Origin of the sequence: Litoribacillus peritrichatus (assembly GCF_039537985.1) — a bacterium.
Lineage (GTDB): Bacteria > Pseudomonadota > Gammaproteobacteria > Pseudomonadales > Litoribrevibacteraceae > Litoribacillus > Litoribacillus peritrichatus.
Genome location: NZ_BAABBN010000004.1, coordinates 1717054 through 1739134 on the forward strand (window position 1 = coordinate 1717054; position 22081 = coordinate 1739134).

Consider the following 22081-nt stretch of genomic DNA (forward strand, 5'->3'; position numbering starts at 1 on the left):
ATCCAGCAAACTCCTATTGTTATATTTTAAATTACAGCCGAGCGACCAATGTTGCACGAGTCGGTGCCGGATAGCCTTCAATGGTCTTATTCACATCGTCGGGATCTAAGAAATCCGCCAGCGAATTAAAGTGCATCCATTCGGTGGATCGCTGCTCTTCAAGGGATGTTTGATTCACATCCACCACCTTTATGTCTTTAAATCCGACACGCTCCAACCACTGAATAAGCGTTTCACACGAAGGTAAAAACCACACGTTACGCATTTGTGCGTAACGGTTCGCAGGTACCAGGCTATAACCTTCCGGGCCATCAACCACCAAAGTCTCCAGTACCAACTCACCATGAGGTTGCAAACAGGCTTTCAGTTGATAGAGATGATCAATCGGTGATCTCCGGTGATACAGCACCCCCATAGAAAACACGGTATCAAAGCCGCCTACATTTTCAGGCATGTCTTCCAGCGTCAACGGTAGCATATACACATTGTTTGAACCGATAAAATGGCGGGTTGCCCAATACTGCATGTTCGACAGAGGAGAAGGCTCTATGCCAACCACCAAATTAGCACCGGCACCAGCCATCCGCCAACAGTGGTACCCGCTGCCACACCCTACATCCAGTACGTGCCGGCCTTTCAATGAACTTATGTACGGTGCCACACGATCCCACTTCCAGTCAGACCGCCATTCTGTATCAATGTCCACACCCAGAATATGAAATGGCCCTTTTCGCCATGGCGTCAGTTGCTTCAATTGATCCGTCAGCGCTTGTTTTTCCGATTCTGGCAAAGGTGTATTTTTGCCAATGGCCAGATCATGACTGTTCAGATCAACGTCCAACGGACCATATTCCGGCAAAGATTCCACCAATGGAATCCATTTCTTCAAATTGGCCCAACGTTTTTCAGACAAACCATAAGCAATTTTTTCAGGCAGCCCCTCTGCTAGCTTAGCAACGGGGGTTTCAGGCAATAAAGTCAGGATATCTTCAAAGGTAATTTTCATTTTTTCCAACAAAACGATCAAAGCAAGAGGCGGACAAAGCGGCTTCGTTTATGGATTCTAAAGCGCAGTTATTTATCTAAAAGACAGTTTTTTCAAACACGGTTATTTAAAACACAGCTATTTTACAGCCAGGAATGACGCAAAGTTCAAACAACGAAACCAGGAATACACATGGCTGAATCCAACTTTTTCAAGGCGACAAATGTGTTCGCCATTTGACTCAGGCACCAATACATTTTCAATCGCAGCCCGTTTTTGGGCAATTTCAAGATCGCTGTAACCATTCGCCCGTTTGAAGTCATGGTGCAACGTAATCATCAAATCATTTTCACCCGATTGACTGAACGCCAGCTTCTCAGATAAAACCAAAGCGCCTCCTGGCACCAAACCGTCGTATATTTTCTTGAGAAGAGACTCTCGTAAGTCTTTTTCAATGAACTGAAGCGTAAAGTTCAAAACCACCAAAGACGCATTTTCAATTTTGAGGTCAAGAATGTCGGCTTGCTGAACCTTAACCGGAAAACGATGACCCGCTTTTTCAAGGTTATCAGAACAACGAGCCACCATGGCTTCGGAGTTATCGACTGCAATAAGTTCACAGCCTTCCACATCCACCATCTGATTCACAACCAGTGAACAGGCCCCCAAAGAACAACCCAAGTCATAGATACGAGTATCCGGCTGTACATAATGGCGAGCCATCACTCCAATGTGAGATACAATAGTGCTGTATCCGGGAGCAGACCTTGAAATCATGTCTTCAAAAACCTGCGCCACATTGTCATCAAAAACAAAGTCGCTTATGCGCTCTTTTGGTGTTGAATAAATTTGATCTTGAGTACTCATGAATTAACCACACTCTGACGAAGCGGCTATTTTATAGAATGAACACACAATAGAAAAGGCGTTAACCTAAGGAGCCTCATGATGGAGTGCACAGTCAATTACCCCTGACCAAACACCATTGAGTTATCGAGACCATGAGACTCAGGTGCATTCAGCGGTAGCTTAAGTTCTACTTGTGTGCCTTTATCTGGCTGACTGAAAATCTGAATTCGGCCACCCAAAATACCCGTCACCATATTATAAACAATGTTCATCCCCAGCCCACTGCCGCCCTGACCAAGTTTAGTGGTGTAAAAAGGTTCGAATATCCGCTTTTGAATTTCTTCCGGCATACCAACACCATCATCACTGACCACGACCACGACCTGATCATCAACACGCTTGGCACTGACCCGGATTGACCCATAAGGCCGACCATCAAACCCATGTAAACACGCATTATTAATCAGATTACTGATGACCTGTCCATAAGGACCAGGATAGCTGTCCAGCAGAATCATGCTGGATATGTCCGTCAAAAATTCAAAATTCTGATGTTTAAAACTGGGCTTTAACGTTTCAATAACTTCGATCGTAACTTCTTTTAAATCAAACTGCCTACGGCTTTCGCTGGTTTGATCCACGGCCACTTGCTTAAAGTTTTTCACCAAAGCACTGGCTCGGGACAGATTTTTCTCAGCCAGTTCCAACCCCGATTGACTGTATTCCAAAAAGCCCTTCAATTGTGTCTGGGTAATCTGACCAGCAACAAAGGCTTCATCAATGATGGTTCGTTCAATACTGATGGAAGTAAGCACCGTCAACGCATTCCCTAACGGTGTATTCAGTTCGTGGGAAACCCCGGCGACCAACGAGCCAAGCGCAGCCAGTTTCTCACGTTCCAACAACTCATGTTGTGCGACCTGAAGCTTTTCAACCGCCTCATTCAGCTCAGTATTCCGTTTGGCAAGTTCATCTGTACGTTTTTTAACTTTGCTCTCTAATTCAAGGTTACTCTCCACCAACGCTTGCCGTTTGGCTTCTGCAACCGCCCCCTTTTCCGCCTCATACAGACTGGCCCGAAATACTTCTGCCGCTTTGGCAATTTGACCAATTTCATTGTCCAGGTTTCGATAGGGAATATCCAAATCACGATTGCCCTGAGCCAGCATTTCTAAAGTAGTCACAATCTTGGAAACCGGGCTACTGATCATAGAAGAAACGAAACGACCGGCCCAGTAAACTGCACCACCCACAATAACGGCGGTAATGACCAAAAATAAGATAAGCGCCTGAATTCGCCCTTTGATGATTGCCTGTTGATTCACCAAGTCATAACGAACGCGCTCCATCCAGGTAAACAAATCCGGCGCTAACGTTTCATGGCTGTCTTCTAAATCGAGCTTGGCCTGCTGAATCTCTGCATTAATGTACGAGGCTTGGACAAACGTATTGTAATAACCTCCGAGCAACTCAACGATGATGGTTTGATCGGCTTCATTTAAAGTACTTTGTTGTAATTTCTCCAAAAATTCATCATACAACTGCTTCATTTCAATCAACATGATGGACAAGTTGGTCAAAAAATAATCTTTTTCATTCTGGCGAATTTTTAAAAGTGCGATTTGAAGCGTTTCATCACCATGAGATTCAAGCACTTGATTCAACTTCTTAGCATGAGCCAACAATTGGCTTTGTAAGCCTTTATCAAGACCCAGGCCCAATTCCTGAAATTTTTCCCAAAGGTAGTTAAACCTATCCTGATAGTGCCCCAACTGATACTGCACTTTTTCATGCAAGTCGACCAAATGCTCGTCTTTGGCCAAATCTCCCAGCTGCTGAGTCGTATCCTTCAAGGCATTTAGTTTATTCTGAAAATTATGCGCTTTCTTTGGCGAAGGGCGGCGCATAAATTCCTGCATGTGACCTTGAATGCCCGAATGTTCAAAACGAACATTCGACAAAGCACGCTCATCTTCCAGCAAAATAGCCTGAGCATCCATAAAGCTATTTAAGGTAAGCCCCAGCAACACAAGCACAATAATCGAAATCAGAAGCCCTGCTGATGAAAGCAAGGTAATCAAGTGAATCTGATCTCGTATTTGATTTCTTTCCAGGGCCGATGTCAGGCGTTCTTTAATCTGCAAAAAAAAATCCTCCAACGTCCCTTGCACTATAGCTCAAAGCAATAATTTTACGAGGCTAAGTCCTTAATCAAACAACAAAAAAAGGGGCTTTAATAGCCCCTTTTTCATTCTGGATCAATTGAGTTTTATCAAACCCGATCAGTCCAGCATGTTACGGCCTTTACTTGCCGCAATACGCAAACGTAAAGAGTTCAAACGAATGAAGCCTTCCGCGTCTTTCTGATCATAGGCACCGGCATCGTCTTCAAACGTTGCAATGCTTTCGTCAAACAAAGAAAACTCAGACTGACGACCCACAACAGTAACGTTACCTTTGTACAATTTAAGGCGTACATTACCGCTGACGTATTCTTGAGTTGCGTCGATTGCCGCCTGCAGCATCTTACGCTCAGGAGACCACCAGTAACCGTTGTACACTAATTCAGCGTACTTCGGCATCAATTCATCTTTGGTATGTGCGGCATCACGATCAAGAGTGATTGACTCAATAGCACGGTGAGCACGAAGAAGAACCGTACCGGCAGGTGTCTCATAACATCCGCGAGACTTCATTCCCACATAACGGTTTTCTACGATATCAGCACGACCAATACCGTTATCACCTGCAATTTTGTTCAACTCTTCCATGACCTGAGCCGGTGTTTTCGCAACACCATCAATAGCCACTACATCGCCTTTTTCAAACGTCAGTTCGATGTAAGTTGGCGTATCTGGTGCCTCTTCTGGCGACACAGTCCACAACCACATATCTTCTTCAGGCTCAGCCCAAGGATCTTCCAGAATGCCGCCTTCGTAAGAGATGTGCAGAAGGTTTGCATCCATAGAATATGGCGACTTCTTACCTTTTTTCTGCTCTACCTGAATGCCGTGTTGTTCACAGTAGGCCATCAACTTCTCACGAGAGTTCAAGTCCCATTCACGCCAAGGTGCGATCACTTGTACGCCCGGCTTCAGTGCATAAGCACCCAGCTCAAAACGAACCTGATCATTACCTTTGCCGGTTGCACCATGAGAAATGGCATCCGCACCGGTTTCGTTTGCGATTTCAATCAAACGCTTGGAAATCAAAGGACGTGCAATCGAAGTACCCAGCAAGTATTCGCCTTCATAGACAGCGTTCGCGCGGAACATAGGGAAGACAAAATCACGAGCGAATTCTTCTCGAAGGTCATCAATATAAATTTCTTTGATACCGAGGGCTTCTGCTTTAGCGCGGGCAGGCTCAACTTCTTCACCCTGTCCCAAATCCGCTGTAAACGTCACAACTTCACAGTTGTATTCTTCTTGTAACCACTTTGCGATTACAGAAGTATCTAAACCACCGGAATACGCTAGAACGACCTTATTAACGTCACTCATGAATTTTGGCTCCTTAACAATATGGCACCGATAATTAAAAAATCGGCCTATTGTACTGGCGCGAAACGATAATGCCTAGCAATTAGAGTAAGAAGTTACAAAGAAAGTTTTGAAAAGAAAGGTATATCGCCTGAAGGCCAGTATCGAAGCCTTCAGGTTCAGAAGTCTACCGACGATAGTAAAGGAGTTACCCAACCAATCAGAAGAAATCCAGATTGCTCGGCCGGAAAGGCTCATCCCGTTCCAAACGAATAGTGACCCGCCGGTTACGTGCCCGACCATCATTACCTAGGTTTCTCACCACCGGGTATCGCTCACCGTGATAACGTGTCGTGATCAAATCTTCAGCAATTCCGGCTTTAATGAAGTAATCGGTTATGTGCTCTGAACGCTCTCGTGACAACTCCCTGTTCTTGAAGCGCCGACCAATATCATCCGTGTGACCATCAATGATAATGGCGTTTACCGACGGGTCGGCCTGCACATACATCACGATATAGTCTAACAACTGGTAATACTTTTCTTCGGGATACAACCCGGATGACTCGTAAAACACCACCGAACGCTTAACCTGATCGAAATTTACGGGCAGCAAACCACTGATGCACCCCAAAAAATCTCGATAGACGGGCTCAAAATCGAAGGCGGATAAGCCCACACGAACCGAAGGCCGTTCTGGCTGATACCAGCTTTTACGGGTAAACATAGGCATTAAACCACTGTTCAGACTGGCCAACATGGTGCTGGCACGTTCCGGTTCCACTTCAAAAGGTCGGGTTCCCGAAACCACATCCACAAACCCCATGTGACGGGCCGGACTACCAGGCCGCCATTTAGGAGGTTCAATCACTAACGACGCCTGCCCCTTTCTTTGCTGACTATAAGGCGTGGTGAGAAAGAAAATCATTTTTTCACCCGCACGGCGAAAGAAGACGCCTTTGCCGTACGAAGGTATCTCTTGAGTCAACGAACATGAAAACACCGAAGACTGCAATTTCCACTGACTCTCATCAAAGTCTGCAACGTATGTCACCGTCGCAAAGGCCTTCGTAGTGACAAGCAATAACAAGCCGATCAAGCCAACGCTTAATCGTTTGATGCAATGTATCGTCGAGTTTATAAGCACGCCAGCGTATCCAACTTCATTCAATTTAGAGTTAGTAAAATCCACCATATAGAGACACATCGGCAGATCACTGAAAAACTGTAATGAAAACTTGTGGTCAATATTGTGTCTTCAACAAAACAAAATCGCTCCCTGAACAACGTTCTCCTGATCAGCCCCCTAAACTATACCCCCTCTCGATTAGCAAACTGTTTTAAGACAGTAAAAAATCGTTGCTCCATTTATCCACGTCCATCCGTTTGTAATGATCAACAACGCCAACAGTCTGAACCATTACAAAGTAAATACATTCGTTAGCAACAGAAAGCATGTGTTAGCCAAAAAGATAAGCACAATAGAAACTGGTTTAAGCCCATGAGACACAGTAAAATGCGGCAATCGATCATCTGAGACGTTGCCGTCGTGATGGAGAGCAACACCTCAACCTAGGAAATATATCTGTGTCTGATTCTGAAAAATCCCTTTTTGCCCAACGCTTTCGTAGTTTCATGCCCGTAGTTATCGACGTCGAAACGGCCGGATTCAATGCCAAAACCGATGCACTTCTTGAAATATGCGCAGTATGCCTCCACATGGATGAAGAAGGCTGGCTTCACATTGATGAAGTCATAGATTTCCCGGTAGAACCGTTTGAAGGCGCGAACCTTGAGAAAAGTGCACTGGAATTTACAGGCATTGACCCAAATGACCCCGAGCGTGGCGCCGTTTCAGAGCAGGAAGCGTTAAACGAGATTTTTAAAGTTATTCGCAAAAAAGTAAAAAATGAAGGTTGTAATCGAGCGGTTTTGGTTGGTCACAACGCCACCTTTGATCACGGTTTTGTAATGGAAGCGGCCGAACGTTGCGATATAAAACGCAACCCCTTCCACCCGTTCTCAACCTTTGATACCGCTACCTTAGCCGGTTTAGCTTACGGTCAAACGGTATTGGCGAAAGCCTGTATCGCAGCAGACATTGAGTTCGATAATAAAGAAGCCCACTCCGCCCGATACGACACCATCAAAACGGCCGAACTGTTCTGTGAAATTGTTAACAAGTGGATGCGAATGGGAGGCTGGCCACCAAAAGGCGTGGAAGAAGCCAAAGAAGAACTGAAGATGGAAGATTTCGATAAAATCTAAATCGACTTTTCTTTCAATAATAAGATTGATACAAAACCAAAAAAGAGCCACGAATGGCTCTTTTTTTTATTTCAAAGCTAAATAACCTTCAGCTTTAAAACTTAACTACCACTTTCCAGTCGTAGCGAGCGAAGCTAAATCAAGGCAAAAACTGACGAAAAAGCGGAGCTTATGTTTTATAAGTGAGCATTTTAAGTCAGTTTTTAACGACGAGTTAGCAAGCGCAGTAGACGTGAGCAAACTATTACAGCTTGTCAGACTCTTCAGAAAGATACTTAGCAACACCCTCTGGAGAAGCGTCCATACCTTTGTCACCTTTGTTCCAACCCGCTGGGCAAACTTCACCGTGCTCTTCGTGGAACTGAAGTGCGTCAACCAAACGGATCAATTCGTCCATGTTACGGCCAAGAGGAAGGTCGTTAACGATCTGTGAACGAACGTTGCCTTCCTTATCGATGATGAAAGCACCACGGAAAGCAACACCGCCTTCTGATTCAACGTCGTATGACTTACAGATTTCGTGAGTCATGTCAGCCGCCAAAGTGTACTTAACCGGACCGATACCACCTTCGTTTACTGGCGTGTTTCTCCAAGCGTTGTGAGAGAAGTGTGAATCGATAGAAACACCGATAACTTCTACGTTACGCGCTTTGAATTCTTCCATACGGTGATCAAGAGCCAAAAGCTCAGAAGGACATACGAAAGTGAAGTCTAGAGGATAGAAGAATACTAGACCGTACTTACCTTTGATCGCTTCAGAAAGAGTGAATGAATCTACGATCTCGCCATTACCCAAAACAGCTGGAACTGTGAAATCCGGGGCTTTCTTACCTACTAGTACGCTCATTGCGTTTGCTCCTAGAAAAAGAGTGAAATATCAAAACCATGCACTCATTGCATGATCCTTTAAAAAGTAATAAATCATACACTCGGCATTATCAGAATCCTACCAAGAGATTAGCAAATATTACTATCACATCCATAAATAAAAACTATCAGTGTGAAAAACCGATAGAATTTGTCTAATCGATAATCAAATCAAGGGATTAGCAATATAACTTTCATGATGAAAGCATTTGAGTTACTTTATCGAACAAGTACTAACATTTTATTTCAAATGCTATGCAAACCAGACGAATACGATTGTTAATCGCAATGCTCATTGCTTCCGTAGGACATATAGCCGTTTTATACCAAACGGCACCATCTCAAATCATTCCCTTAAATGAAACATCTTATTCTGTAGAAGTCCAATTAACCTCAATAAAGGCCAGCACAAACTCGCAAGAAGAAGCGCCCACCAAAGATAAAGACCAAACAGCAAGTAACTCAAGTGAAGCCTCTAAGGCATTAAAAGAGCACTTAGATGATGCCAACAATAGCGCAAAGCAAGAACAGGCAGGCTCCGAAAAAATAAAAAACCGGAAAGAAACAGCTGCCGCTCAGGCAGCCATTGAATCGCCAAAGTCACCCACAATTAATTTAAATGAAAAATTAACACATCATATAAACAACCAATCGTTGCAGGAATCTGAATCCCCGCCGAAACAAACCGCAGGTATCCAAGAAAGTGAAGTAGCTAAGGTCGACGAACCCGTCATCACAAACGAAGACGTTAAAATATCTGAAGTTGCTTCTGCTAAAGAAAAAAAAGCCAGTGAAAGCTCTCAAGCGAACAGCAAGAAAAGCGTAAAATCAGAACAATCCATTGCTCAACCAGAATTATCGGCCACTGAAAAGTACGAAGCTCAAATCGTTGCCTGGATTCTGAACGGCCCGAACCGCTCCATTTCTTCATCACCCGAAGGCCTGAACAACCCCACATCCGTAAAATTCACCTGGTGGCGCAATGGAGCGGTGATCTTTGCAAAAGTAACTCAAAGCAGTGGCAACCCGGCTTTGGATCGAGCAGCAAAGAGGTCTGTATTACTGGCCAGTCCGTTACCTAAAATTCCAGACCACATAACAGGTAAGGAGTACACTTACGAAATAACGTTTGATAACACCGACTAAGCCTTTTTCAGGCAACAAAAAAGGAGCCGAAGCTCCTTTTTATCAATCAAGATCACTCATTAACCTTCTTCAGAAGCACCTTTTATTGCTTCTTCAATCAAGGGCTTAAGCTCACCTTTCTGGTACATCTCTACAATGATGTCACAGCCACCAACCAATTCACCGTTCACCCACAACTGTGGGAACGTTGGCCAATTCGCGTATTTTGGTAATTCAGCACGAATGTCCGGGTTTTGAAGGATGTCAACGTAAGCAAAACGCTCACCACATGCCATTACCGCTTGCGATGCCTGAGATGAAAAACCACACTGTGGCAATTTAGGGCTGCCTTTCATGTATAGCAAAACAGTGTTATCAGAAATTTGTTGTTTAATACGCTCAACGGTATCAGACATTGCTACCTCACAAGATAATCATTCAAAAATTTTTGGGCATTTTAACGGTTTGTCGACTTAATTCCTACTAGATTAGTCAACCTTACCCATGAAAAGTTCTTTAAGCCTCACCAAAACCACCGCCACCAGCGGTAATCACTCTCAATACATCGCCCTTTTTGACTTTCATAGAGCATTTTCCTGGCAACTGGGTGCCATTCAACCAGTTCTCACCTTTTTCAGCTTCACCGCCACCCGACAATCCATAGGGCTTGAATGTCCGGCGCTCGGTTAAAAGCGTCACTTCTGCATCTTCTTTAAACTGATAGCTGCGTTCAATGCCTTCCCCACCTTGATGCGCACCTGCACCACCACTGTTCTCACGAATGGCATATTTGGTCACCCGAATCGGATAATGCAACTCCAGGCTTTCAACTGGGGTATTCGATGTATTGGTCATATGCGCCTGTACTGCCGATAAACCATCTCCTGAGGCATGAGCCCCCAAGCCACCGCCGATGGTTTCGTAGTAGTCCCACTGGCCTACGCTTGCCGAAGACTTAGACCCCATCGCAACATTATTCATTGAACCATGACTGGCAGCACAAAAATAATCCGGCAACGCCTCTGATAATGCCTTAATCACCACATCCACCACCCGCATGGACGTTTCGACATTACCAGCAGCAACGGCCGCCGGGTATTTGGCATTCAGCAGCGACCCTGCTGGCGCATCAATCGAAAACGTTCTGAATACGCCATCACAAGTCGGCGCCTGATCCGGCATCAGGCAGCGCAATACGTAAAACACCGAGGCCGCCGCTACCGACAATGGTGAGTTCAAATTACCCTGAACTTGCCCGCTGGTACCAGCGAAATCAAAGTGCAATCTGCCCTGTACAACGGTAATAGCCACCCGGATCAAAATCGTTTGATCAACAATGCCATCACCATCCAAATAATCTTCCGCCTGATAAACCCCATCAGGTATTTGCTTAAAGGCAGCCAGCGCTAGCTTCTCTCCGTACTGATTCAGCGCTTCAACCGAGGCTTCAAACTTATCCTTTCCAACCTGACTAACCAGCTGTTGAAAGCGATCCACGCCCGCCTTAACGGAACCAACCTGAGCAAGAAAATCACCGCGAGACAGCACATTACTCGAGCTGATTCGGTTCAACAAAGTTTCGTCCATAACCCCGGAATCAATCAATTTTACAGGATCGATCACCACCCCTTCTTGATCTATGTGGGTTGACAGTGGCATAGAGCCTGGCGCATCCGACCCAATATTGGCGTGATGGGCTCTGTTCGCAATGAATGCTTTCACCTCACCATCAACAAAATACGGTGCCACCATAGTGACATCCGGCAAGTGTGTTCCGCCCATATACGGGTTATTAAGTACTAACATATCCCCCGGACACCAGGAAACCTGATTTACAATATCGCGCATGGCGTAAGCCATACTGCCAAGATGCACCGGAATATGCGCCGCTTGTGCCATCAAACCACCAGATGGATCAAATAACGCACATGAAAAGTCCATTCGATCTTTGATGTTCGGCGAAAAAGAAGATTGCTGAAGAATGGCACCCATCTCCTCACAAATCGACTCTAAACGACTGACAAGAATGCCCAGCTCAATCGGGTCCACAAACTCACCTCTGACATAAAATGTTGTCGAATCTTATTCTGGCTTCCAGACAGAGATCAACTTCAATTTAATTAAATCTTATTAAAGAACCTCAAATCAGCCATTCGTTGCTAGACTAAAACTTTCGAATTTAAAACCACGATCTTAATACAAGAATAAAAAGTAAGTGATTACACATGCCTGAAAGCGCGCTAATGAACACCTATGGACGACTTCCGATTCAATTTCACCGAGGAGACAGAATCTGGTTATACGACGATCAAGAGCGAAAATACCTGGATACCACAAGCAGCATTGCGGTCTGCGGTTTAGGCCATAACCACCCGGCAGTCACCTCCGCAATACAACAACAGGTTACGACACTCTGTTACACATCCAACCACTACCAAAGCCCCTACCAAGAACAACTCGCGACTGTTTTGACCGGAATTTCAAACACGGATCAAGCCTTCTTCTGTAACTCAGGGGCAGAAGCCAATGAGACAGCCATTAAACTGGCCCGACTGCATGGCCGGAGAATGGGATTAGAACACCCATCTATTATTGTGATGAACTCAGCCTGTCATGGTCGAACCATTGCAACCTTAACAGCCTCCGGTCAACGAGCCTCTCAAGCAGGCTTCGAGCCTCTATCCCCTGGCTTTATTCGCGCTCCATTCAATGACCTTCACGCCATTGAGCAAATAGCAAAATCCAACCATAACGTTTCGGCGGTATTGATTGAGCCGATTCAAGGCGAAGCAGGCATTCACTTACCTGATGAAAGTTATTTAGCCGAGCTTAGAAAAATATGCGATGAACACGGCTGGCTATTGATGTTCGACGAAGTCCAAACCGGCAACGGCCGAACAGGCAGCTATTTTTACGCACAAAAAGCCAACATCCAACCAGATGTAATCACCACCGCAAAAGGGCTTGGCAACGGCTTCCCTATTGGCGTCTGTTTAGCCAAAGAACAAACCGCTGAACTGTTCACGCCTGGCAGTCATAGCTCCACATTTGGCGGAAACCCAATGGCTTGCGCGGCAGCACTTGCCGTCATTGAAACCATACAAACTCACAAACTGTGCGAAAGAGCTTCCATACTGGGAAATTTGATTCTGGATTCACTCCATGAAGAATTAACCGGCTCCCATTACATCAAAAACATTCGTGGTTGCGGCCTGATGATCGGCATCGAATTGACCGAACCTTGTCCTGAATTGGTGGCTATTGCGAAGGCAACCGGTTTATTAATCAATATCACCGGAAATCAACAAGTCATTCGTTTACTGCCGCCGCTGATCATGAGCAATCAGGAAGCCAGTAAAATGACCAACAAACTCATTAAACTGATTAAAATCTACATGGGCGATGAACGGAGTGCGCCAAGAAGACCCCACTAACCAGAATTGGAGCAATAAAAATGACACAGAACAAAAAAAACCATAAAAAAGAACGAGAATGTTTACTATTACCAAAAGCATTATAAAATAGGTATATGCTTCCGAAAAAATCACTTCGGCCCTTACATATGCTACCTGGTAATCGTATGCACCCTGATAAGCCGCTAACACAGCGAGCCCTCGCACCAGAAGAACACACCCTCAGCCAGTTTGATTCTGTGGATGTGCTCTCAATCAGCAATTTACATTGCAAATACGGCAATACCGAAGTCGTGAAATCTGCGAGTTTCTCACTCCACAGTGGTGAAATTGGTTGTTTATTAGGGCCTTCCGGCTGCGGAAAAACCACCATTTTAAGAACCATCGCCGGTTTTCAGGAAATTGATCAGGGCGACATCAAAGTCGACGGTCAAATTATTGCCAGTAACAACAAGCTACTCCCCCCTGAAAAACGCAACGTAGGCATGGTTTTTCAGGATTACGCCTTGTTTCCACACCTCTCTGTGCTGGAAAATGTGATGTTTGGATTGAAAAACAAATCCGTAGAATCAGAACAACGAGCACTGGATATGTTGGCAACGGTGAAACTGGAAGCATTAGCCAACCGTTATCCACACGAACTGTCCGGTGGACAACAACAACGAATCGCACTTGCCAGAGCTCTTGCCCCCAAGCCGAAACTGATCCTGCTGGATGAACCCTTTTCAAACCTTGATACCGAGTTAAGGCGTACACTCAGCCTGGAAGTCAGAGACATACTGAAAGAACAAAACACCAGCGCTATTCTAGTGACCCACGATCAGGAAGAAGCCTTCACCGTCGCCGATAAAATTGGCATCATGATGAACGGCCAAATTCAGCAATGGGGCACCCCGTACGATCTTTACCATGAACCGCTCAACAGAAACATCGCCAGCTTCATCGGTAAAGGAAGCTTCTTACCCGCTCAGGTGGAAACAGCTCACTCCGTCTCTTGTGAATTAGGCGTCGCCACTTCAGCACAACCATTACTTCATCCCGAAGGGGCGGTGGTGGATGTACTGGTCAGGCCCGAAGACATAGTGTCAGACAAAGACAGCGCCTTAGTTGTAAAAATCACTGAAAAACACTTTTGGGGCGCGTCTTGTTATTACGGGCTGGAGTTGCCGTCCAAGCAACTGATCTCAACCGTATTATCGAGCCACCTTAACTTTGAAGTGGGTGATCATATCGGTATCCGGTTTGATGCCGACCATTTAGTAACCTTCTCTCGCTGATAACGAAAGGCTCGACAAGCCAGTCGAGTCTACTCCCCTCGCCCCTGATACTTAGTAAACCACCGAGCAAACACTGGGGAATTTCTGACTTCGCCCAGCTCATGCCATATACGCTCTGCTAACTCCGGGTGTTGACCCACAAACTGATGAGACAACATCAAATAATAATCCTTGGTGGATAAAGGAGGTTTTACCATCGTAATCACCGACGATAACTTAGGGTGCTTTTCCAGATACCCCTGACCCGAAGGCGTCAATAAAGCAACAGCATCAATTCGTTGGCTGGACAACATATGTAACTGGGAAAGAATATCAGACGCTTCATGAACATTTATCCCGTGTCGTCTTAAATCGTTAGCCACAGAAAAACCCAGCGGCACAAACACCTTATACCCTGAACCACTAAAACGTTCGCCGTCCCAGGCAATTTCACCATGAACATGCTTAAAAATTGAATAAGAATTGGAATAACTTCGCTTGGTTCGATCGGGCTGATTACCCTGCATCGGATACTGCCCAAATTCTTTGCGCTGCTCTTTAAAACTTGCACTGAACAGACCGTCAATATCGCCAGATTTCAGTAACAACAGACCTCGTTTCCAGGGCACACGATGAAACTCAACATTCGCATTCAGCTGACTCATTACATACTTCATCTGTTCAACAGCAACACCAGGGTTGGTTGGATGAATGGAGTTTCCATCCCCGACCTGATAAGGAAAGTTATCGCTATTTTGATAAGCAAAAACAAAGGGTTTGGTTTGTGCACTTACCTGCGCCTGAAAAAGCACAAATACAAAGCCCCAAAACACTAACCAAGGGACAAAACAGACTCGAGAAAACATAGTTCCTGCCCAAAAAAAAGACTCACATGAAGTGTAGTTAAGATACAAAAAATCGCTTCTCGGGTAACTTTTTAGTCATTTCTGCGGATATTTTATTGATAAATTACTCAAGAAAAGAATATGCTGCCCGACATAAGATTGCTTCGAACGATAAAAACAATTGCGAAGTAACTGTCATTATCATGTATATATCGAGTATTTTTTTAAAATATAGAACTAATAACTTGAAATAAATACATAAAAAGACTTGAATTAGACACTGAAAGAACAATAACGAAAACCATAAAAAGCATTTGGTAACAATGAGCAATATGGATACCCATACTCCAAATATCTTGATCGTAGAAGACGATGAGCGTTTAGCATCGCTGACAAAAGACTACTTAGAAAATAACGGTCTGCAAGTCAGTATCGAAGGTGACGGCGCCAAAGCAATCGATCGCATCATCAATGAACAACCAGACCTAGTCGTTTTAGACCTGATGTTACCAGGTGAAGATGGCATTGCAGTTTGCCGTTTGGTAAGGCCAAAATACAAAGGCCCTATTTTAATGCTGACCGCTCGAACTGACGACCTGGATCAAGTACTTGGATTAGAAATGGGCGCTGACGACTACGTCGCCAAACCGGTTCGTCCAAGAGTTCTTCTGGCCCGAATCCAGGCATTACTTCGTCGCTCATTACAGCCAACCCCTGACAGTGTGCCAGAGACCAACGGCGAGCAACAAACACGCCTTGAATTTGGAGAGTTAGTAATTGACAGTTCCATGCGTGAAGCCTGGCTTGCAGACGAAAGCATTGACCTCACCAGTGCTGAATTTGATCTACTTTGGTTACTCTCAAGTAACGCAGGCAAGGTTCTGAGCCGAGAAGAAATTTTCACCGCACTACGGGGCATAGAATACGACGGGCAGGATCGCTCCATCGACGTTCGCGTCTCAAGAATACGCCCGAAAGTTGGCGACGACCCTATGCACCCCAGACGCATTAAAACGGTTCGTAGCAAAGGGTATTTGTTTGTGAAAGACATCGAAGGATAAGCCACATTCTCCTTCTTCGGATCGCCCTTGAACGGGGTGGTCCAATAATCTCCATCTTGTCTGGTTCACCTCAAACCTTTCCTTACCTCACAAAAAATAACACTTCTAAAAAACGGTAACTACGACGTGTTTAAAAGCCTTTTTATTAAGCTCTATATCACCTTACTGGTTTCGTCGATCGCGCTGACTGCTTTATCTTTCTTATCCATTTACGCCATCAACTACGTTAACAAAACCCGACACATTGAAACCATTTCAGCTGCACCACTGTCGTTACTGAAGTCCGCATTTGAAAAAGACACTGAAATTCTTAACAGCAATACACTGACTCAGCTGCCTGGATTATCCTTTAAAACCATCAGCTACGAAGAAACCAAATTTTCCAGCCGAATTAAAGCGCGACTCAAGCGCGGTTTTACCTATTATGAGTTCACCGAGAAAGGTCAACTGAAAGCCTACATACAGCTCGACACACTTCAAGACGAGTTACTGGCTATTACCCTCAAAAACCCTTCGTATACATTAACCCATGCCCTGCCCAAACTGCTTCAGTATTTCATAGAGAACTCAGCGTCATTTGAGCTGGCCATGAAAGAGTTGGAAATACTGTCTAACTTTGATGTCTCAGTCACACAAGTACTCTCCAATCAGGTGGATCAAAAAGGAAATCCCATTGCCCACTACCAGGTATGCACATCGGATTTTTGTCAGCAGGAATCCATTTTTGTTAATATTCCTTACCAAAATAAATCGGTCTCTATCGGCCCCATTCCTGTTACTGCCAGATTTCCGTATATTCCTGCGTTGATCGTGATTACCACCGCGTTTTGCGGGCTGGGTCTGATCTTGTTTTTACAGCTGAAAAAGCTGAACAGCAAATTCCGAAAAATAGAACACGCAGCCTATAAAATTTCCCGAGGTGACCTGAACACGCGCATTGATCAAAAAGACCAAGGATCACTGGGCCGCATGGCTGAAGCATTCAACACCATGGCAGAACACATCCAGCGCCTTTTAACCATACAACGAGAAATGATCCGGGCGGTTTCTCATGAATTAAGAACCCCGGTGGCCCGTATTCGGTTTGGCGTTCAAATGATTGAAGATTTTGCCAACGATCCCGGCATGGAAACTCAGCTCCAGGCCATCGATAACGATATCCAAGAGCTGGACGACCTCATTGATGAAATTCTGACCTATGCCCGACTGGAAGAAGGCGGCCCTATCATTGAGTTCCAAAACCTAAAACTCAAAGACATCGTAGAACAGGTGTGTACTGAGCAAACGGCGCTTGCAGATAAAGACATGGAAATATCTTATGTCTTCAGCTGCGACACAAACAATGAAAGTTCAGAGTTTGAAGAACGATACATTCACAGAGCCATCCAAAACTTGGTCGGTAATGCCCGCCGGTATGCAAAGTCGACGGTTCGGGTAAAATGTCACTTATCTAAAGACACCTGCCGTGTCGATGTAGAAGATGACGGCCCTGGCATCCCTGAAAAAGACTGGGACAGAGTTTTTACTCCCTTTGCCCGACTCGACGACAGCCGCACCAGAGCATCCGGAGGTTATGGCTTAGGACTATCTATCGTGCGACGCATTACCTATTGGCACGGAGGGAAAGCTATGATCACCAAAAGCGCTGACCTGAAAGGCGCCAAGTTCAGCCTGATCTGGCCCAGAGAACAACCTTAATACCTCCATAAAAACCTCCACAGCCAACCCAAAGTTTACGATAACAATGCAAACAATGAATAACAGCAACAGTCTTGCAAGACATTGCTGTTATTCAGTTTTTCGGGCCTGTGTAACCCAATATTAACCAATTCGTCAGAAACCGTGACACGCTTCTCACCCCATTACACTCTGTTACAGCACTATCACAAACCAACAACAGATTAATCAGGCGCCGTGAACCAAACTTAGTTTTGTATTCTGTGAACAGATGTTCTCTTGTAGATTGTTTCACGAATACAGAGAGGTTGTAGTTAGAACGATTTTAGTTCTACCCTTTTCGTATTTATCTCTGAATTCGGGAACTCATTTGAGTTCCTTTTTTTTGCCCAAAATAAAATAATATAAAAATAAAATTTTCTTTTAAAATATCCCGACGAAATGCATTTTTTGTCTACCCCGCGCCGCTTCTAGCTTCTGACCAAAATATCAATTAAGCACAGTCAAAAAGGCACAATCTTACCTTTTATGTCAATCCTTGAATTTCACCAATTAACGCTCTATCTTGTGCACTCAGAGTTAAAACAACCCTACATCTAGTGCACTACTCTAGGGACACTGCACTAAAAAGGTGTAAATAAGTAACAGTCAGTAAAACCTTCAATTTAAAAGGGTTTTACCCGCTTGAATTCAGTTTCCTGCTGAGTTCAAACAAAGGGAGCCGTCAGGTCAGCATGAATAACAATATTTCGGTCATGAAACGAGATGGGCGCTGTGAGCCTATTGATTTAGATAAAATCCATAAAGTCATTGAGTGGGCTGCAAAAGGCTTGGACAATGTCTCCGTTTCAGAAGTTGAGTTGAAATCTCACATTCAATTTTTTAACGGCATCAAAACCGAAGATATTCACGAAACACTTATTAAGTCAGCCGCTGACCTAATTTCGCAAGACACACCGGATTACCAATTCCTGGCTGCGCGTCTTTCTATTTTCCACTTGCGCAAAAAAGCATTTGGTCGTTTCGAACCACCTCGCCTATACGATCACGTCGTAAAAATGGTGAACGATAACCGATACGATAACCACTTGCTTGAAGACTACACAGAAGCTGAATTCGATCAAATGAACGAGTTCATGGATCACTGGCGAGACATGGACTTCAGCTACGCAGCGGTAAAACAGCTCGAAGGCAAATATTTGGTTCAAAATCGGGTTTCCGGCGAAATTTACGAAAGCCCGCAGATCTTATACATCTTAATTGGCGCATGTTTATTTGCCAGCTATGAAAAAGACCGTCGTCTGGACTTCATCAAGCGATTTTATGACGCGGTATCTCAGTTTAAGTTATCTTTGCCCACGCCAATCATGGCAGGTGTTCGTACACCAACGCGTCAATTCAGTTCATGCGTTCTGATTGAAACAGGCGACTCCTTGGATTCCATTAACGCATCTGCGGCATCCATTGTTAAATACGTCAGCCAGCGTGCGGGCATTGGTATTAACGCCGGCCGAATTCGTGCTTTGGGTAGCCCGATTCGCGGCGGGGAAGCCTTCCATACTGGCTGTATTCCTTTCTACAAGCACTTTCAGACAGCCGTTAAAAGCTGCTCTCAAGGGGGGGTTCGTGGCGGCGCTGCAACCCTGTTTTACCCATTATGGCACCTGGAAGTTGAATCCCTGCTTGTATTGAAAAACAACCGGGGCGTTGAGGAAAACCGAGTTCGCCACATGGACTACGGCGTTCAATTCAACCGTTTGATGTATCAGCGCCTGATCAAAGGCGGCAACATAACCTTGTTCAGTCCCTCTGACACACCGGGCCTGTATGATGCATTCTTTGAAGATCAAGAAAAGTTCGAAGAGCTGTACCTGAAGTACGAAGCCGATGACTCCATTCGTAAAAAGTCGATCAAGGCAATTGAGCTTTTCTCCTTATTTGCTCAAGAGCGTGCCAGCACGGGTCGTATTTATTTGCAAAACGTGGATCACTGCAATACCCACAGCCCGTTCGACCCAGCTCAGGCACCGATCCGCCAGAGCAACCTGTGTCTAGAAATTGCATTGCCAACCAAACCATTAGACAGCATTGATGATCCAAACGGTGAGATTGCGCTTTGTACACTTGCCGCATTCAACTTGGGTGCATTGGAGAACCTGGACGAGCTGGAAGAACTGTCTGACTTGATCGTAAGAGCGTTGGACAGCCTGTTGAGCTACCAGGATTACCCAATTAAAGCAGCAGAAACAGCCAGTCTGAGTCGTCGTACATTAGGCGTCGGGGTCATCAATTACGCGTACTACCTTGCTAAAAACTACAAGCGTTACTCTGATGGTTCTGCTAACAAACTGACTCATAAAACATTTGAAGCCATTCAATACAATCTATTGAAAGCATCGTGTAACTTAGCCAAAGAACAAGGCGCATGTGATAAGTTCAGCGAGACCACATACGCGCAAGGCATTCTTCCGATTGATACCTACCGGAAGGAATTGGACGACGTCTGTGCAGAGCCCCTGCATCAGGATTGGGAAACCTTACGCAAGGACATCAAAGAGCACGGTCTGCGTAACAGCACCCTGACAGCATTGATGCCCTCTGAAACATCGTCCCAGATCAGTAATGCAACCAATGGTATTGAACCACCTCGTGGCCTGATCAGTATCAAAGCCAGTAAAGACGGTATTCTTAAGCAAGTTGTCCCGAACATCGACGAGCACAGAAATGAATACGAGTTACTATGGACCATTCCAAGTAACGACGGTTATTTACAGCTGGTTGGCATCATGCAAAAGTTTGTAGATCAGGCGATCTCGGCAAATACCAACTACGACCCGGCCAAATTTACAGACGGTAAAGTACCAATCAAAACTATTTTGAAAGACATACTTACCGCATATAAGTTAGGTGTTAAAACGCTTTATTATCACAATACCCGTGATGGTGCGAGTGATGACCACAGCGGTGGTGATGATGGCTGCGAAGGCGGCGCATGTAAGATTTAATCTTACAAACTTAATAGCAAAAACCAATGGGGCGGCCCGCCGTCTCATTGGAACATTCAAAAAATACTATTTCCGTGTTCGTTTGGACCCAGCAAATGCAGTACACAATTTTTAATCGCAAGCCTGTAAACTCTTTAAAAGAGCCTATGTTTTTCGGCGAAACCGTCAACGTAGCGCGTTACGATCAGCAGAAGTACCCTATTTTCGAATCCTTAATTGAAAAGCAACTGTCTTTCTTCTGGAGACCAGAGGAAGTCGACCTATCCAAAGATCGTAAAGACTTTCAGGATCTTGCTGAACATGAACAGCACATTTTCTTAAGTAATCTGAAATACCAAACATTACTGGACAGCATCCAGGGGCGTTCACCAAACATCGCATTACTGCCTGTTTGTTCTCTGCCAGAGCTGGAAACCTGGATTGAAACCTGGGCATTCAGCGAAACCATTCACAGCCGCAGTTACACTCACATTATTCGTAACATCAAGTCAGACCCTTCCGATGTGTTTGATGACATTGTCAGAAATGAAGAAATTCTGAAAAGGGCCGACAGCGTCAGTAAGTATTACGATGCCTTTATCGAGTACATGAACCTTTACACCATGTTTGGTTTAGGAACGCATGAAATAAACGGCAAGCCGATTGATGTGACCTTATTTGAACTCAAAAAGCGTCTTTACCTGTGCCTGGTTTCCGTTAATGTACTGGAAGCAATTCGTTTTTACGTCAGCTTTGCCTGCAGTTTCGCCTTTGCTGAACGAGCATTAATGGAAGGCAACGCTAAGGTCATTAAACTCATTGCCCGCGACGAAGCACTCCATTTAACAGGCACACAGCACATGCTGAACATCATGGCCAGCGGCCAGGATGATGAAGAAATGGCACGAGTTGCTGAAGAATGTAAGCAGGAAGCGGAAGAAATTTTTATTGAAGCTGCCGAGCAAGAAAAACAGTGGGCTGAATATCTGTTCAAAGACGGCTCCATGATCGGTCTGAACAAAGACATTCTTTGTCAGTACGTTGAATACATCACTAACATTCGCATGCAAGCGGTTGGACTCAACTCTCCTTTCGATGTGAAGTCTAATCCACTGCCATGGATGAATGCCTGGTTGGTCAGTGACAATGTACAAGTCGCACCGCAAGAGTCTGAGATTAGCTCATACCTGGTGGGCCAGGTTGACAGCGAAGTATCTGCGGATGACTTTGACGACTTTGACCTGTAATGTCTGATTCCAGAAATACAGG

At 44.9% G+C, this 22081-nt stretch carries 17 protein-coding genes; 8 read left to right on the forward strand and 9 right to left on the reverse strand.

Annotation, left to right across the window (positions count from 1 at the left end; translation table 11 throughout):
* Positions 1–31: 31 nt before the first annotated feature.
* The 5 genes from cmoB to ABD744_RS09045 all read right to left on the reverse strand — a co-directional run bounded on the left by cmoB (position 32) and on the right by ABD744_RS09045 (position 6511).
* Complete coding sequence (gene cmoB / locus ABD744_RS09025; RefSeq protein ID WP_344797633.1) at positions 32–1006, reverse strand: tRNA 5-methoxyuridine(34)/uridine 5-oxyacetic acid(34) synthase CmoB; 975 nt, start codon at positions 1004–1006, stop codon at positions 32–34.
* 117 nt (positions 1007–1123) lie between these two features.
* A complete protein-coding gene (gene cmoA, locus ABD744_RS09030; RefSeq protein ID WP_344797635.1) occupies positions 1124–1852 on the reverse strand; it encodes a carboxy-S-adenosyl-L-methionine synthase CmoA in 729 nt (242 codons plus the stop codon).
* A gap of 98 nt (positions 1853–1950) precedes the next feature.
* Positions 1951–3978 carry a sensor histidine kinase gene (locus ABD744_RS09035; protein ID WP_344797637.1) on the reverse strand — a complete coding sequence of 676 codons (2028 nt, stop codon included), beginning with the start codon at positions 3976–3978 and terminating at the stop codon, positions 1951–1953.
* Positions 3979–4116: 138 nt separating this feature from the next.
* A complete protein-coding gene (locus ABD744_RS09040; RefSeq protein WP_344797639.1) occupies positions 4117–5337 on the reverse strand; it encodes an argininosuccinate synthase in 1221 nt (406 codons plus the stop codon).
* Between the two features lie 199 nt (positions 5338–5536).
* Entirely contained in the window at positions 5537–6511 is a 975-nt protein-coding gene (locus ABD744_RS09045) for a flagellar protein MotY (protein ID WP_344797641.1), read from the reverse strand.
* Positions 6512–6903: 392 nt separating this feature from the next.
* Between ABD744_RS09045 and rnt the strand changes: the two genes are divergently transcribed.
* Positions 6904–7584, forward strand: a complete 681-nt coding sequence (gene rnt / locus ABD744_RS09050) for a ribonuclease T (RefSeq protein ID WP_344797643.1) — start codon at positions 6904–6906, stop codon at positions 7582–7584.
* A gap of 244 nt (positions 7585–7828) precedes the next feature.
* Here rnt and ABD744_RS09055 read toward each other — a convergent pair whose 3' ends face one another.
* Positions 7829–8431 carry a peroxiredoxin gene (locus ABD744_RS09055; protein WP_344797645.1) on the reverse strand — a complete coding sequence of 201 codons (603 nt, stop codon included), beginning with the start codon at positions 8429–8431 and terminating at the stop codon, positions 7829–7831.
* 296 nt (positions 8432–8727) lie between these two features.
* Between ABD744_RS09055 and ABD744_RS09060 the strand changes: the two genes are divergently transcribed.
* Entirely contained in the window at positions 8728–9597 is an 870-nt protein-coding gene (locus ABD744_RS09060) for a TonB family protein (RefSeq protein ID WP_344797647.1), read from the forward strand.
* A 59-nt stretch (positions 9598–9656) separates the two neighbouring features.
* Here the strand turns inward: ABD744_RS09060 and grxD are convergent, their stop codons facing one another.
* Both grxD and ABD744_RS09070 read right to left on the reverse strand, forming a co-directional pair.
* Positions 9657–9992 (reverse strand): Grx4 family monothiol glutaredoxin, encoded by a 336-nt coding sequence (gene grxD, locus ABD744_RS09065; RefSeq protein ID WP_344797649.1) that lies wholly within the window; start codon positions 9990–9992, stop codon positions 9657–9659.
* Positions 9993–10092: 100 nt separating this feature from the next.
* A complete protein-coding gene (locus tag ABD744_RS09070) occupies positions 10093–11625 on the reverse strand; it encodes a hydantoinase B/oxoprolinase family protein (RefSeq protein WP_344797651.1) in 1533 nt (510 codons plus the stop codon).
* Between the two features lie 176 nt (positions 11626–11801).
* Here ABD744_RS09070 and ABD744_RS09075 point away from each other — a divergent pair, with 176 nt between their 5' ends.
* Positions 11802–13010, forward strand: a complete 1209-nt coding sequence (locus tag ABD744_RS09075) for an aspartate aminotransferase family protein (protein ID WP_344797653.1) — start codon at positions 11802–11804, stop codon at positions 13008–13010.
* A gap of 146 nt (positions 13011–13156) precedes the next feature.
* Positions 13157–14266 carry an ABC transporter ATP-binding protein gene (locus ABD744_RS09080; RefSeq protein WP_344797655.1) on the forward strand — a complete coding sequence of 370 codons (1110 nt, stop codon included), beginning with the start codon at positions 13157–13159 and terminating at the stop codon, positions 14264–14266.
* Between the two features lie 29 nt (positions 14267–14295).
* Here the strand turns inward: ABD744_RS09080 and ABD744_RS09085 are convergent, their stop codons facing one another.
* On the reverse strand, positions 14296–15111 hold the full coding sequence (locus tag ABD744_RS09085) for a substrate-binding periplasmic protein (protein ID WP_344797657.1): 816 nt from the start codon (positions 15109–15111) through the stop codon (positions 14296–14298).
* Positions 15112–15413: 302 nt separating this feature from the next.
* Here ABD744_RS09085 and ABD744_RS09090 point away from each other — a divergent pair, with 302 nt between their 5' ends.
* The 4 genes from ABD744_RS09090 to nrdB all read left to right on the forward strand — a co-directional run bounded on the left by ABD744_RS09090 (position 15414) and on the right by nrdB (position 22059).
* Complete coding sequence (locus ABD744_RS09090) at positions 15414–16151, forward strand: response regulator (RefSeq protein WP_425562145.1); 738 nt, start codon at positions 15414–15416, stop codon at positions 16149–16151.
* Between the two features lie 126 nt (positions 16152–16277).
* Positions 16278–17849, forward strand: a complete 1572-nt coding sequence (locus ABD744_RS09095; RefSeq protein ID WP_344797661.1) for an ATP-binding protein — start codon at positions 16278–16280, stop codon at positions 17847–17849.
* 713 nt (positions 17850–18562) lie between these two features.
* A complete protein-coding gene (gene nrdA, locus ABD744_RS09100; RefSeq protein ID WP_344797663.1) occupies positions 18563–20833 on the forward strand; it encodes a class 1a ribonucleoside-diphosphate reductase subunit alpha in 2271 nt (756 codons plus the stop codon).
* Positions 20834–20928: 95 nt separating this feature from the next.
* The gene (gene nrdB / locus ABD744_RS09105) at positions 20929–22059 is read left to right on the forward strand and encodes a class Ia ribonucleoside-diphosphate reductase subunit beta (RefSeq protein WP_344797665.1); all 1131 of its coding nucleotides are present in this window, start codon (positions 20929–20931) and stop codon (positions 22057–22059) included.
* Positions 22060–22081: the final 22 nt, after the last annotated feature.

Excerpts from the sequence above, each read along its gene's own strand:
- cmoB (WP_344797633.1), bottom strand. The coding sequence starts at position 1,006 with ATGAAAATTACCTTTGAAGATATCCTGACTTTATTGCCTGAAACCCCC.
- cmoA (WP_344797635.1), bottom strand. The coding sequence starts at position 1,852 with ATGAGTACTCAAGATCAAATTTATTCAACACCAAAAGAGCGCATAAGC.
- ABD744_RS09040 (WP_344797639.1), bottom strand. The coding sequence starts at position 5,337 with ATGAGTGACGTTAATAAGGTCGTTCTAGCGTATTCCGGTGGTTTAGAT.
- ABD744_RS09045 (WP_344797641.1), bottom strand. The coding sequence starts at position 6,511 with ATGGTGGATTTTACTAACTCTAAATTGAATGAAGTTGGATACGCTGGC.
- ABD744_RS09055 (WP_344797645.1), bottom strand. The coding sequence starts at position 8,431 with ATGAGCGTACTAGTAGGTAAGAAAGCCCCGGATTTCACAGTTCCAGCT.
- grxD (WP_344797649.1), bottom strand. The coding sequence starts at position 9,992 with ATGTCTGATACCGTTGAGCGTATTAAACAACAAATTTCTGATAACACT.
- ABD744_RS09075 (WP_344797653.1), top strand. The coding sequence starts at position 11,802 with ATGCCTGAAAGCGCGCTAATGAACACCTATGGACGACTTCCGATTCAA.
- ABD744_RS09080 (WP_344797655.1), top strand. The coding sequence starts at position 13,157 with ATGCACCCTGATAAGCCGCTAACACAGCGAGCCCTCGCACCAGAAGAA.
- ABD744_RS09085 (WP_344797657.1), bottom strand. The coding sequence starts at position 15,111 with ATGTTTTCTCGAGTCTGTTTTGTCCCTTGGTTAGTGTTTTGGGGCTTT.
- ABD744_RS09090 (WP_425562145.1), top strand. The coding sequence starts at position 15,414 with ATGAGCAATATGGATACCCATACTCCAAATATCTTGATCGTAGAAGAC.
- nrdA (WP_344797663.1), top strand. The coding sequence starts at position 18,563 with ATGAATAACAATATTTCGGTCATGAAACGAGATGGGCGCTGTGAGCCT.
- nrdB (WP_344797665.1), top strand. The coding sequence starts at position 20,929 with ATGCAGTACACAATTTTTAATCGCAAGCCTGTAAACTCTTTAAAAGAG.